The following is a 13,577-nucleotide window of genomic DNA, read 5'->3' as shown; positions in this document are numbered from 1 at the left end:
AAAGACATCATTTTTATTTTATTCTAAAACTTCACAATGAATAATATTGTGTGAAGTTCCTACAAATTCTATTAACCAATTTTCTGTTGTTTTTTCGATTCGATCTTCGTCTTTCCAAATTTGATAATCAAATGAAATCGGAATCGAAACGAATTTACTTTTCGGATGCGAGGCAAGTTCACTCAAATCTTCCTCTATTTGTTGTTCCATTTCAAACAAATCTTTTGGCTTCGACTTATGGAAACTATAATAATCAATCGCAATTAATTCTAACACAATTTTATCGTTTGTAAATGTTTTTGCAAAATCAAATATCGTCTGGAAAACATCATTCAATGTATGTTTATGGAACAAATGATGTTGCTCAAAATATTGTCCTAATCCCATTAAAAAATCAAAAATAGAATACTTTTGTGCAATATATTTCAACGTTTCAGGCGTTCGCGGTTTGTTCCAATAAATCTCCAACGCATTTTCTAAAGCTGTAATATTTTCTAAATCTTTTTCACTTAAAAAATCACTTTTTATAATTTGATACGGAGGCAACTGATCAAAATGATAGCCATAATTCTCGTATTTTTGACGAACTGGTGTACCTTTCAAAAATTTCAAAAAACCTAATTGTAATTCGGGTGGATAAAGCTTGAAGGTTTCTTCGAAGCTAAACTTCAAATCATCAATATATTCCAATGGTAAACCAACAATCAAATCTAAATGCATTTCAATTCGATCTTTCAATTGATTGATAACATTTGACGTTTTTTCAAAATTTTGCTTGCGAGAAACTTCTCGATTACTTTGTTGATTAACAGTTTGAATTCCAATTTCGAAACGGAAAAGATTTTTTGGAACTTTTTCGTTGATGAATTTGATGATATCAGGATGCACAATATCGGCTGTAATCTCGAACTGAAAAACATTTCCTTCACGGTAATGATCCAAAATAAATTGAAACAATTCTATCGTAAAATCGCGTTTGATGTTAAATGTACGATCCAAAAACTTAATCGTTTTCCCATATTTCATTAAATACAACAAATTCTCTTTGATAGTTTCCATTGGTAAATAGCGCATTTTATTGTCTAAACTTGCCAAACAAAACTCGCATTTATAGGGACATCCACGAGAAGTTTCGATGTAACAAACCTTTTTCTCTAAATCCACTGGATTATCGTATTGATAAGGATTTCGACCTTCTAATCGATTGATATCAAACTGAATATTTTGTGCATTGAAAACAACTTCGTTCTCTTTTTTGTAAACTAAATTTGGTACATTTTCTATTGCTGGATAATTCGCAGCAAATTCTTCGAACGGAATTTCTCCTTCACCTACAATGATATAGTCGATATAATCATTTGCAATAATATCATCATATTCGTAACTAACTTCTGGTCCACCCAACAAAATTTTAGTTTCGAGAGAAATTTGTTTGATACGTTTACAAACTTCTAACGTCTGAGTAATATTCCAAATATAACAACTAAAACAGATAATATCGTATTTAGCGCATTTTTCTGCAACTTCATCAAAGTCAGATTTAATCGTGAATTCTTTCCAAAAAATATTTCCACGATGATGATTTAAATCGTACAAAATACGAATCGCCAAATTGAGATGAATATATTTTGCGTTTAAAGTCGTTAATAGAATTGATGGTTGCATAATTTGTAATTGATTTGTAAAAATAATAATTAAAAACCAATCGCTGTGCCGCCCAAAGAAACACTTGTTTTGTTATATTTCGTAGTCGTTTTTTTCTTTTTTACTTTGATTGAAAAAATAACAGGTTTTAACGGTAATTCGTTCTTCGTTTCAACATTACTAATTTTCATGACTTTATTCAACCCTTTTGTAATTTCTCCAAAAACTGTAAAATCATGATCTAAACGAGGCTGCCCACCATTTTTCAAATACTCAGCTCGTTGTTCTGCTGTAAATTTGATTCCTTTTTTAGCTTCTAAGTTATCTAATTCTTCTGCTGTAATTTTCTTTCCAACAACAAAATAAATTTGATTGTAATACGATGCTTTCTCTTTATTTCCATCTCGACCAGCGCCTAAAGCACCCATTTTATGAAAAGCTTTCGGATTAAATTCTGGTGCTAAACGAATCGGTTTTTGCTCTGGATGTTCAGCTTCACGCGCCAAAATAGGATCATCCAATTCACCTCCTTGAATCACAAAATCTTTTACAACTCTGTTAAATTGTGCATTTGTATAAGTTCCTTTATTAATTTCACTCAAAATCAAATCGCGATGTTTTGGTGTGAAATCGTATAGCATCACATCAAATTTTCCGTAATTCGTTTTGAATTTTAAAGTATAAGTTTGTGCAGAAACAAAACTCGAAATTGAAAATCCAATTCCGAGTGCAATATTTTTTAATAATCTATGATTCATTGTAAATTTTCTTGTTCTAAAGATAGCAACAAATATAGAAATCTGAATGATTTTAAGCTAAATTCATAATCATAATTAAACTTCCAACTCCAATAATTATCCATAAAATAACCGCCATTAACAGTGGTTTGTAACCAATATTTTTCATCATTTTAAATGATAAACTTGTTCCGATTAAGAATAATGTAAGCGTAAGTGCAGCTTTTGATAAATCGATAATAATTGGGCTAAATTGATGAACAAAAGGTATATAGGTATTCACACAAATGGCAATTAAAAACAATCCAATAAACCACGGAATATTAATTTTTGATGTGGTGTTTTTGAAAAACAATAAGGTTAAAAATGACAATGGAATAATCCAAAGTGCACGTGCTAATTTTACTGTTGTAGCGACTTGTAAAGCTTCTTCACCGTATTTACTTGCTGCTCCAACGACTGAGCTTGTGTCGTGAATTGCGATGGCGCACCATAAGCCAAATTCATGTTGAGATAAGTTGAATAAATGACCAAGTGGTGGAAAAATCAATAAGGCAATCGAGTTTAAAGTAAAAACCACTGCTAAAGCAACCGAAATTTGGTTGGGTTTTGCTTTTGTAATTGGCGCGATTGCTGCGATTGCACTTCCTCCGCAAATTGCTGTTCCTGCAGAAATTAGGTAGCCTGTAGCTTTTTCAATTTTGAAGATTTTGGTAAATAAAAATCCTAAAATCATCAACGTAGAAATACTCACAACAGTGAATACAATTCCTTCTTTTCCTGCTTGTATAGCCGAAAAAATATTCATTCCGAATCCTAAACCTACCACAGCAACTTTTAGTAAAATGTTTGATACTTTTCGTGATTGTATTTCGTATGGATTTCCAAATATTTGTGCAACAGCAAATCCTAAAACTAATGCGATAGGAGAGCTTATAAAAGGCATTAAACATAGAAATGCACATATTAAAAAGATAACTTTTTGTGTTGTGAATTGTTGAAATAAGCCTTTTTCTGAATGTATAATTTTCATGATTTTGAATAATTTTATGGTACAAATTTCTTGTACTTATTATTCAAAAAGAAATAATAAAAAGTAATCTATTATTACTTTAAGTTATAGCGATTGCAAAATTCAATAAATAAATTGACCAATTTAGATTGTTCACCTTCTGGAACAATAAAATTAAAATGACGTTCTATCACAAGGTTTTTAACGTCAATAATAGTTAAAGTTTGATTTTTAAGTTCTTGTAAAATAGATTGAATCGATAAAAAAGCCAACGAATCAGAATGTAACAGATACGATTTGATACTTTCTGTGCTTCCCAATTGAATTTCGATATTTAACTCATTTAGCTTCATATTTTTCGATTTTAAAGCTAAATCTATGGTTTCTAAAGTTCCAGAACCAGGTTCGCGAAAAATCAACGGAATATTCTTTAAATCATCAATTTTAATGCTATTTTTGGTAGAAATAGAATGATTTTGACGAGAAACTAACACAATTTCATCTTTCATAAAAGGAAAATAATGAAACGTTCTATTTTTGATTTGAGCTTCAATTAAACCGACATCAATTTTATGATTTGCTAATAAATCTTCAATTTTTTCAGAATTTTGAATCACTAAACTCAACTGAATTTCAGGAAATCTTTTTCGAAATTCTGCTAAAATTGGAGGTAACACATATTGCGCAATCGTCGTACTTGCACCCAAACGCAAAGTTCCTTTTTGTTTTTCTTGCAATTGTCCAATTTCAAATTCCATTTTTTGATAAACAGAAAAAATTTCCTCTGTATATTTTAATAAAATCTCACCAGCTTTGGTTAATTTTATTTTCGTTCCATTTCGTTCGAATAACTTAATGTTAAGATTTGATTCGATTTCTTTAATATGTTTTGTAACAGCTGGTTGTGTTATATTTAATTCATTTGCTGCTTTCGTGAAATTCAATCGTTTAGCAACCGTATCAAAAACTTTTAATCTAAAATCAAACATAAGAAATTATTGAAATAAACTTAAATTATATTGCTTTACCAAATCCAAAATCATATGATATCCAGCCGCAGAATTCCCATGTTCGTCAAGTGCAGGACTGAAAACGCCGATACCAATTTTATTTGCAACGGAAACTGTAATTCCGCCACCAACGCCAGATTTACTTGGTAAACCAACGGTGCGAGAATATTCGCCACTAAATTCATACATTCCGGCAGTCAACATTTGCGATTGAATTAATTGTGAGATTTCGGCGTTTTTATACGTTGTATCACCATCAAAACGTGTGCATTGATGCGCGAAGAAATAACCAATTTTAGCTAAATCTTCGGCAGTTACTTCGATAGAACATTGTTTAAAATAGTTGTTCAACTTTTCTTCATCACCTTCAATCAAGCCATTATTTTTCATCAAATAAAACATTCCACGATTTTTGTTTCCCGTTTCTTTTTCAGAATTATAAACCGATTTACTATAATCTATTGAATTATTTTTAGTGATATAACGAACCATTTCAAGAATTTTTTTGAAAGGAATGTCACCTTCACCCTCAATCATAGAAGTTGTTAAAATCGCACCAGCATTCATCATCGGATTAAGAGGTTTTCCTGTTGTTTCAAGATTCGCATAATGATTAAATGGTTTATCTGTCCCGAAATAACCCATTTTAGAAAATACATTTTTTTCTCCTTTTTCCGTAACAGCAATCATTAATGCAATGATTTTTGAGATACTTTGAATCGTAAATTTTTGGTTGACATCGCCAACATTTATCACTTTACCATTTTCATTAACCACAGAAAAAGCAATTTTATCTGCCTGCATTTTTCCTAATTCTGGAATATAATCGGCAACTTTTCCTTCTTTGTAAAAAGCTTTATTTTTCTCCAAAATATCGCTTAATGTTTTTTCATTAATCTGTAAGCTTTTCGAACTATTTTTTGATGTATTCTGTCCATAAACCGTATGATTGATTGGATTAAAACACGTTAAGGTAAGGCTTAATAGTAATGTTGAAAATGTATATCGTTTCATTTTATTTGATGTAAAACACAAACTTAAAAAATATTTGGTTGATTCGTCGAGATAAAATAGTTTTATATAAAATGTAGAATCTAAAATTTATAAAAAAATGAAATATTTCGTCCTATTGTTATCGAGTTTGTCTTTTGCGCAAACCTATCAAGTGATTAATGAAGAAAATTCGTCTGTTAGTTACCGAGGTTTGTCTTTTCAGGATGCAAAAACGTTTATTGTTTCGGGCTCAAAAAATACAATTGGTAAAACGACAGATGGAGGAAAAACATTTAGTTGGATTAATCCGAAAGTTATTGAAAATAGAGATTTTAGAGATGTAGAAGTTTTAGGAAAAGATAACTATTTAGCTTTAGGAATTGATTCTCCTGCTTATATTTTGCAAACGAAAGATGGCGGAAAATCATGGAATAAAGTATACGAGAATAGTGAAAAAGGTATTTTTTTAGATGCAATTTATGTGGATAAAACCTCAAAGAAAATTACTGTTTTGGGCGATCCAATGTCACCAGACAAACCATTTGTATTAACTTCTTCGATCACTAATCCTTCAAAATGGGAAGTTGCAAAATCGCTTCATGGTCAACCTTTACGTCTAAAAAATCCGAAAGAAGCTTTTTTTGCTTCAAGTGGAAGTAATTTGTATGTAGATGCGAAACAAACCTTGATTGTTACAGGAGGAGAATTGTCGAATTTATACTATTATACACCAAAAGGTGGACAAATGTATGCGTTAGAAAAGACAAAAAGTTCTACTTCTGGAATTAATGGAATGGCTTATGACGCAACGAATAATGTTGGTTATTTGGTTGGTGGAGATTTTACAAAACCTGAAAATTCGAGCTTTAATTTCTATAAATTTAAACTATTAAATGGTAAAATAACCTTTCAAGATTCTTGGAAATATCCAGCAGGATATAAATCTGGTGTAACAATTATTTCAAAAGATAAAGTCTTGGTTTGTGGCTATTCTGGAGTGGATTATTCAGCAGATGGAGGACATAATTGGACAAATATCACAAAAGATAGTTACAATACGTGTACAGTTTCGCCAGATAAGAAATATGTGATTTTGGTGGGAAATAAAGGAAAGATTGGAAAAGTTACGTTATAAAGATTTTCTAAAATTAAAATTAGATTAGAAATTGATTTTCAATTTTATAAATGACTAGTTTCTTTGTAAATTTGAATAACCTAATACATTTCATAGTAAAGGTTGGTTAGTAGTTTTTTTAAGTAAAAGTTTAGATAATCTTTTTATCTGAACTTTTTTCGTTAAAATTATTCTTAAAGTTGAGAATTAATTATTCTTATGATTTCATAATCTTTAACTTTAATAAAATTCAATCTAAAAAAATATTCAAAATGAAAAGAAGTGCAAAAGCAGTTTGGAATGGTTCGGTCACAGAAGGATCAGGAACATTAACCACACAAAGTACAGTATTAGATAATACGCAATATTCGTTCAAAAGTCGATTTGAAGAAGGAGTAGGAACAAACCCTGAAGAACTTTTGGCAGCGGCTCATGCAGGTTGTTTTACAATGAAAACATCAGGTTTATTAGGAGAAGCAGGATATACAGCAGAAAAATTAGAAACCGATTGTAAAATTGTTTTTGAAGGAGGGAAAGTTGTTCGCTCAGAATTAAGTTTAACAGCAAAAATTCCTTCAATTACAGATGAAGAATTTCAGAAAATAGCAAAAGAAGCAGAAGAAACTTGTCCCATAAGTGTTTCATTTAGTTTCGAAAAAGTATTGGTTTCGGCAGTTTTAGTTTAATAATTGTTGGGTTCAAAAATAAAAAATCCAACAAAAGGAACTTGTTGGATTTTTTTGTTATTTCAAAACAGGAATTTCGATGTAAGAATCGTGATAAATTCGTTGAGTTTGTTTCAAGAAATCTTTCGCAGTTGCTTCGTATACATTCATAAATTGTTGTGGATTGCGGTCGGCTAAAGGAAACCATGTATTCTGAACTTGAATCATAATACGATGTCCTTTCTTGAAAGTATGCCCAACATCTGGCATAGAATACGTCACATTTGTTTTCTGATTAGGAACCATTGCTTCGGGTTTTTCAAAACTATTGCGGTACTTTCCTCGCATAATTTCGGCACGAATCAAATTTTGATACCCAGCCATCAATTTTTCATTATATTTTGGTGTGTCTTCAGGAAAAACATCTATCAATTTTACTACATAATCAGCATCTGTTCCCGTTGATGAAACAAATAAGTGATTGATAATTGGACCTGTAATCGTCATATCTTCAGTTAAAATATCAGTTTGATAAACCATAACATCAGGACGAGTTGACGCAAATCGTTGATCATCGACCATATATTCTCGCGGACGACTTTCTAAGACACCACCTTGATACGGTACTGGATTATTTGGATCTGCTACATATTCATCAAAACTTGCATTATTAGTCTGTTGAAAAGATATTTTTCCGTTAGCTTGTAAATACATTTTCTGCGTTGTCACATTCTTTGGAGGCCAATTATCAAACTGTTTCCATTCATTAGAACCTGTGATAAAAATTTGCGCTTCTGTCGGTTTGAAATTTCCTTTGTCTTTTAAATAATAATTGAAAAAAGGCAACTCAATTTGTTGCTGATAATATTCTCCTGTTGGCGTTCCAAACTGCATATCACCAAATGTATCAGCTTTAGAGCGAACCCAACCACCATGAAACCATGGTCCAGCAACCAAAATATTTGTCGCATTCGGATTTTGCTTTTCAATTGCTTTATACGTTTCAAAAGCACCATAAACATCTTCTGCATCAAAGAAACCACCAACCGTCATCACGGCAGGTTTCACATTGGTAAGATGCGGCAAAGGGTTTCGATCTTGCCAAAACTGATCATAATCAGGATGCGCAAACAAATCATTGTAGAATTTGATATTATCTTGGAAATATTTATCCTTCAATTCCTTTACAGATTCTCCTTCCAAATAAAAACGGTAATTATCTTTTATTGGATATTCTAATGATTTTGGACCTTTATCTGGCGTAATTGGTTGTGGTCGTTTTACACCAAATGACGACATAAATTTGAAAGAATCATTCAGAAATAGAACACCATTGTGATGAAAATCGTCGCCTAAAAACCAATTCGTAACTGGTGCTTGTGGCGAAACAGCTTTTAGCGTTGGATGTGAATTAATCAAACTCATTGTCGAATAAAAACCTGGATAAGAAATTCCATATATTCCAGCCTTTTGGTTGTAATTTTTCATGTTTTTTGCCAACCATTCCAACGTATCGTATGTGTCTGTACTTTCGTCTATTGCCTTTTTATTTTTCGTTTTATTAACTGGTCGTACATCTTCAAATTCGCCCTCGCTCATCCATTTTCCTCTCACATCTTGGTACACGAAAATAAATCCTTCGCGCATTTCTGCAGGGAAATTTCCAAGCGATTTTTTATACTTATTTGCTCCGTAAGGCGCCACTGTATAAGGCGTTCGATTAAGTAAAACAGGATATTTCTTGGTTTGATCTTTTGGCGTATAAATAGCCGTAAACAATTTCGTTCCATCTCGCATAGGAATCAATTGTTCGGTCTTTTCATAATGCTCTCTAACATAGGCAGAATCTGCTTTTGCATCTTGTGCATAGCTAATTCCACTCATCAAAATAAGACTAAGTAGAGTTGCTTTTTGAGTAAGTTTTTTCACGTGTGTATCAATTTTACAATACTATAAATGTAAAGAAGTTTTGACTTTTATTGAAATAAATTGAATTATTTTCAACAGATGATTTCAATATCCATAAAGTTTAATTATTTTTTATGAATTCGAAAATTTGAATACTTTTTTTGATTAAATTAGTTAGCCAAAATCAATTGATATGAAGTTAACTGCAAAAGCAACAATTCAAATTCAGAAACCTAAAAATGAAGTTTTTGATGCGATTGTTAATCCAAATAAAATGAATCAATATTTTATTGCTTCTTCATCAGGAGCTATCGAAACTGGAAAAATTGTTGAATGGAAATTTCCTGAATTTGATGATATTTTTCCTGTAATGGGAGGTGATTTAAAACAAGATGAATACATTTCTTTTGATTGGAGCGGTGGAGTTGATGATATGTTGGTAGAGATTTTTCTCGAAAAAGGAGAAAATGATTCGACAATTGTTAAAGTCATTGAACATGAAATGAATGATGATGAAGCTGGAATTAAGCAATTGATGGGACAAACAGAAGGTTGGGCAAATTTTTTGGCGTGTCTGAAAGCTTATCTCGAATACGGAATTAATTTGCGCAAAGGTGCTTTTGATTTTATGAAACCTTAAAAATCAACAAAAAAACTATACGTATGATCACAATCGAAACAATAATAAATGCTCCAATAGATCAAGTTTGGAAAGCTTTTAATTCTCCTGAAGATATTGTAAAATGGAACCAAGCTTCTGATGATTGGCATTGTCCGAAAGCAGAAAATGATTTGCAAGTTGGTGGAAAATTAAACAGCACAATGGCTGCGAAAGATGGCAGTTTTCAATTCGAGTTTGAAGCTAAATATGACGAAATCATTCCAAATAAATTTATTCGTTATTATATCGCAGATGGTCGCAAGGTTGAAATTAATTTTCATGAAGAGAATAATTTAACCAAAATCACAGAAAAATTTGAACCAGAAAGTCAAAATCCTACTGAAATGCAGCAACAAGGTTGGCAAGCTATTTTGAATAGTTTCAAGAATTATGTTGAATCGAAAAGCTAAAAATAGTTGAAGATGGATGAAAATAAATCGAAAATTGGTCAAATGGTTTGGGCTGATTTAACTGTTGAAAATTCGACTGAATTAAAAGATTTTTACAAAGAAGTAATTGGTTGGGAAGTCAAAAATGTTGTGATGAAAGATGGCGAAGAGGAATACAATGATTATGCAATGATGTCTTCTCCTGAAAATGCAGCTGGTGGAGTTTGTACGAAACGAGGTATGAATAAAGGAATTCCTTCACAATGGATTATGTACATTAGTGTAGAAAATGTTGCGGAAAGTTTGCAAAAAGCGTTGGAAATGGGAGGGAAATCTATTCATGAGATTAAAAATAAAGAAGGAAATCTTCAATTTGCAATTGTAGAAGATCCTGCTGGAGCTGTTTTTGGATTAGCAAATGCTTAAAATATGAAAAAAGTATCGTTTACAGAAGTTATTTATGCGCAGCCTAAGCATGTGCATAAAGTAATGATTGCGCCAGATTTGTATAAAATTTGGACGAAACCTTTTAGTGAAACTTCAGATTTTAAAGGAGATTGGTCCGAAGGTTCTCACGTTTATTTCACTTATGAAACCGAGAAAGGTTCTGCTGCGATGATTGCTACAATAGAGGAAAATATTATTGGTAAATCAATCAAAATGCGTCACATCGGAAAGCTGAACGAAGATGGTCAAGAGATTTTTGATGGACCAGAAATTGATGCATGGAAAAATACAGAAGAAACGTATAAAATGGAAGATGTTGAAGGTCATACACGATTAACTTGTTCGGTAGAAATAGATGATCAGGTTTTTCCAGAAACTCAAGTCAGAGAAATGTGGATAAATGCACTACGCAAGCTGAAAGAGATTTGCGAGGATTAATGATGATGACAGATAATTTTACAACTATTAATGAATATATTCTTGGGTTTGATCAAGCCAAACAAGATATTTTAGAAAACGTAAGAAAAATTATTTACGAAGTTGTACCACAAGCAACAGAAACGATTAATTATAAAATGCCTACTTTCCGATTAAATGGAAATGTGATTCATTTTGCGATGTTCAAAAATCATGTTGGAATTTATCCTGGAGCAGAAACAATCGAACATTTTAAAAATGATTTAACCGATTATAAAACATCAAAAGGTGCAATACAACTTCCTTTGGATAAAGCTTTACCAAAGAAATTATTGAAGGAAATTGTGTTGTATAAAGTTAATTTGATGAAAGATCAAAAAACTGGTGAATGGACAAAATACAATGAAAATTGGGCGGAAGCGAATGAGAAAATTCAACAAGTTGTAAATGAAACAGAATTGGTAAAAGAGTTTAAATGGGGTGGAGATATTTACACGTTCAATAAGAAAAATGTGTTGGCGTTTAGTGGCTTCAAAAATCATTTTGCGTTGTGGTTTCATAATGGTGTTTTCTTGAAAGATCCATACAAAGTTTTGGTAAATGCAAATGAGGAAAAAACGAAAGCTTTGCGTCAATGGAGATTTAATTTTTCCGATGAAATTGATGTCGAAAAAGTAAGAGAATATGTCTTAGAAGCGATTCAATTGGTGAAAGATGGAAAGGAAATTAAACCTCAAAAATCTGCGCCTAAAGAAGTTAATGAAATTTTGAAAGAAACTCTAAATCAAGATAATAAATTGTTTACTTCATTTAAAGCTTTAACTACTGGAAAACAAAAAGAATACATCGAATATATTGATGGAGCAAAACAAGAGAAAACGAAAATTTCTCGCATCGAAAAAATAAAACCTATGATTATGGAAGGCAAAGGTTTGAATGATAAATACCGAAAATAATGCAATACGAAGTCGCAAATTTAGAAGAATATTTAACGTCAATTCCTGTAGAAAGAAAAGAAGCTATTGAGAAATTAATTAAAATTTTGGCAGATAATTTACCCGTTGGTTTCGAGTTGCAGTTGAGCTATGGTCATCTTGGGTTTGTTGTGCCGCATTCACTTTATCCGAATGGTTATCATTGCGATCCGAAATCGCCGTTGCCGTTTATCAATATCGCTTCTCAAAAGAATTTTATTGCGTTATATCACATGGGAATTTATATGGACAACAAATTGCTGAATTGGTTTGTTGGTGAATATCCAAAATACTCGAAACGTAAATTAGATATGGGAAAAAGTTGTATTCGCTTCAAAAAAGTGGATGATATTCCGTTCGAATTAATCGGAGAATTAGCGCAAAAAATTACGCCACAACAATGGATAGAAAATTATGAAAAAGTTCTACTTAATCGAAAAAAATAAATCATGTCACAAATCGATAAATTTTTAAAAAAATTAGAAAAAAATAATAACCGCGAATGGTTTACGGAGCACAAAGTTGAATTTGATACAGCAAAAGCGGAAGCAGATTCAATTTTCAATGCGATTTACCAAGAATTAACTAAAAAGGAAGAATTAGAACCGCTCAAAATTTATAGAATTTACAGAGATGTTCGTTTTTCTCACGATAAAACTCCTTATAAAACTCATTTTTCTGCGCAAACAGGTCGTAAAAAACCACTTAATAGAGGTGGATATTATTTTCATATTCAACCGAATCATAATTTTATTGGTGTTGGTTTTTGGGGACCAGAGCGGGATGATTTGCTTCGTATCAGAAAAGATATTGAAGTTTCGGATGAATTAGCAAAGATTTTGCAATCAAGAATGATTCAGAAAGAATTTGGAGAAATGCAAGGAGATGAAGTGAAATCTGCACCGAAAGGTTTTTCTAAAGATCATGAACGAATTGAATTATTACGTAAAAAGCAATATTTATTCATCAAGAATTTTACGGATGAAGAAGTTTTAGCAAAAGATTTTCCACAGAAAGTGGCAAAATCAATTCAAGTTCTTCAACCATTTTTAGATTATATGACCGAGGTTCTAACAACCGATGAAAATGGTCAACCATTATACTAAAAAAATAATCACAAAAAATACAATATTATGGCTAAAGTACACGCTTACTTAAATTTTAACGGAGATTGCGAAAAGGCATTTCAGTTTTATGAAACTGTTTTTGAAACGCAGAATATTGGGATGTATAAAATGGGTGATATGCCGCCAAGTCCAGAATTTCAGATTCCAGATAGTGCAAAGGATAAAGTTTCGCATGTGGCATTGTTTATTAATGAAACAACAATGTTAATGGGTTCTGATATTATTGAAGAATTTGGACATCAATACAAGGCTGGAAATAACAATTACATTATGCTTGATGTTGATAATCCCGCAGAAGCGCATCAATTATATGATCGTCTTTCGGTAAATGCAAAATCATTAGAAATGCCTTTAGCCGAACAGTTTTTTGCTGAACTTTATGCGTCTTTTATTGATCAATTTGGAACACCTTGGATGATTCATTTTGAAGGGAATAAAGCGCATTCGATGTAATTATTAAGATAGAAAAATAACAAAAA

At 31.6% G+C, this 13,577-nt stretch carries 16 protein-coding genes; 10 read left to right on the top strand and 6 right to left on the bottom strand.

Annotated elements, in window-relative coordinates; genetic code table 11:
• Nucleotides 1-18 precede the first annotated feature (18 nt).
• From E4J94_RS14475 to glsA, 5 genes are all read right to left on the bottom strand, one after another.
• A complete protein-coding gene (locus E4J94_RS14475) occupies nucleotides 19-1,665 on the bottom strand; it encodes a B12-binding domain-containing radical SAM protein (protein ID WP_135836504.1) in 1,647 nt (548 codons plus the stop codon).
• Nucleotides 1,666-1,694: 29 nt separating this feature from the next.
• The gene (locus E4J94_RS14470; RefSeq protein WP_135836503.1) at nucleotides 1,695-2,402 is read right to left on the bottom strand and encodes a peptidylprolyl isomerase; all 708 of its coding nucleotides are present in this window, start codon (nucleotides 2,400-2,402) and stop codon (nucleotides 1,695-1,697) included.
• A gap of 52 nt (nucleotides 2,403-2,454) precedes the next feature.
• Complete coding sequence (locus E4J94_RS14465) at nucleotides 2,455-3,414, bottom strand: YeiH family protein (protein WP_135836502.1); 960 nt, start codon at nucleotides 3,412-3,414, stop codon at nucleotides 2,455-2,457.
• A 74-nt stretch (nucleotides 3,415-3,488) separates the two neighbouring features.
• Entirely contained in the window at nucleotides 3,489-4,382 is an 894-nt protein-coding gene (locus E4J94_RS14460) for a LysR family transcriptional regulator (RefSeq protein WP_135836501.1), read from the bottom strand.
• Nucleotides 4,383-4,388: 6 nt separating this feature from the next.
• The gene (glsA, locus tag E4J94_RS14455) at nucleotides 4,389-5,417 is read right to left on the bottom strand and encodes a glutaminase A (RefSeq protein ID WP_135836500.1); all 1,029 of its coding nucleotides are present in this window, start codon (nucleotides 5,415-5,417) and stop codon (nucleotides 4,389-4,391) included.
• A 97-nt stretch (nucleotides 5,418-5,514) separates the two neighbouring features.
• On the opposite strand from glsA, the gene E4J94_RS14450 reads away from it, so the two are divergent.
• Both E4J94_RS14450 and E4J94_RS14445 read left to right on the top strand, forming a co-directional pair.
• The gene (locus E4J94_RS14450; RefSeq protein ID WP_135836499.1) at nucleotides 5,515-6,531 is read left to right on the top strand and encodes a YCF48-related protein; all 1,017 of its coding nucleotides are present in this window, start codon (nucleotides 5,515-5,517) and stop codon (nucleotides 6,529-6,531) included.
• A gap of 251 nt (nucleotides 6,532-6,782) precedes the next feature.
• Nucleotides 6,783-7,196: an OsmC family peroxiredoxin gene (locus E4J94_RS14445; protein WP_135836498.1), complete on the top strand. Its 414-nt coding sequence runs from the start codon at nucleotides 6,783-6,785 to the stop codon at nucleotides 7,194-7,196.
• Between the two features lie 57 nt (nucleotides 7,197-7,253).
• Here the strand turns inward: E4J94_RS14445 and E4J94_RS14440 are convergent, their stop codons facing one another.
• Nucleotides 7,254-9,104: a CocE/NonD family hydrolase gene (locus tag E4J94_RS14440; RefSeq protein WP_246034347.1), complete on the bottom strand. Its 1,851-nt coding sequence runs from the start codon at nucleotides 9,102-9,104 to the stop codon at nucleotides 7,254-7,256.
• Nucleotides 9,105-9,276: 172 nt separating this feature from the next.
• On the opposite strand from E4J94_RS14440, the gene E4J94_RS14435 reads away from it, so the two are divergent.
• The 8 genes from E4J94_RS14435 to E4J94_RS14400 are packed head-to-tail and all read left to right on the top strand — an operon-like array spanning nucleotide 9,277 to nucleotide 13,551.
• On the top strand, nucleotides 9,277-9,723 hold the full coding sequence (locus tag E4J94_RS14435; RefSeq protein ID WP_135836497.1) for an SRPBCC domain-containing protein: 447 nt from the start codon (nucleotides 9,277-9,279) through the stop codon (nucleotides 9,721-9,723).
• A gap of 23 nt (nucleotides 9,724-9,746) precedes the next feature.
• On the top strand, nucleotides 9,747-10,154 hold the full coding sequence (locus E4J94_RS14430; protein WP_135836496.1) for an SRPBCC family protein: 408 nt from the start codon (nucleotides 9,747-9,749) through the stop codon (nucleotides 10,152-10,154).
• A gap of 12 nt (nucleotides 10,155-10,166) precedes the next feature.
• Nucleotides 10,167-10,559, top strand: coding sequence for a VOC family protein (locus E4J94_RS14425; RefSeq protein WP_135836495.1), 393 nt, complete (start codon nucleotides 10,167-10,169; stop codon nucleotides 10,557-10,559).
• 3 nt (nucleotides 10,560-10,562) lie between these two features.
• On the top strand, nucleotides 10,563-11,018 hold the full coding sequence (locus E4J94_RS14420; RefSeq protein WP_135836494.1) for an SRPBCC domain-containing protein: 456 nt from the start codon (nucleotides 10,563-10,565) through the stop codon (nucleotides 11,016-11,018).
• Nucleotides 10,973-11,953, top strand: a complete 981-nt coding sequence (locus E4J94_RS14415) for a DUF1801 domain-containing protein (protein ID WP_135836493.1) — start codon at nucleotides 10,973-10,975, stop codon at nucleotides 11,951-11,953. Before E4J94_RS14420 ends, E4J94_RS14415 begins: the two co-directional genes overlap by 46 nt.
• Nucleotides 11,953-12,417 carry a DUF1801 domain-containing protein gene (locus E4J94_RS14410; RefSeq protein ID WP_135836492.1) on the top strand — a complete coding sequence of 155 codons (465 nt, stop codon included), beginning with the start codon at nucleotides 11,953-11,955 and terminating at the stop codon, nucleotides 12,415-12,417. The genes E4J94_RS14415 and E4J94_RS14410 overlap by 1 nt, the downstream gene beginning before the upstream one ends.
• Nucleotides 12,418-12,420: 3 nt before the next feature.
• Entirely contained in the window at nucleotides 12,421-13,077 is a 657-nt protein-coding gene (locus E4J94_RS14405; RefSeq protein WP_135836491.1) for a DUF2461 domain-containing protein, read from the top strand.
• Between the two features lie 27 nt (nucleotides 13,078-13,104).
• Nucleotides 13,105-13,551: a VOC family protein gene (locus E4J94_RS14400; protein ID WP_135836490.1), complete on the top strand. Its 447-nt coding sequence runs from the start codon at nucleotides 13,105-13,107 to the stop codon at nucleotides 13,549-13,551.
• The last annotated feature ends 26 nt before the right edge of the window (nucleotides 13,552-13,577 follow it).

Source organism: Empedobacter tilapiae (assembly GCF_004785645.1).
GTDB classification, from domain to species: Bacteria; Bacteroidota; Bacteroidia; order Flavobacteriales; family Weeksellaceae; genus Empedobacter; species Empedobacter tilapiae.
This window is presented reverse-complemented; position numbering and strand designations above follow the sequence as displayed.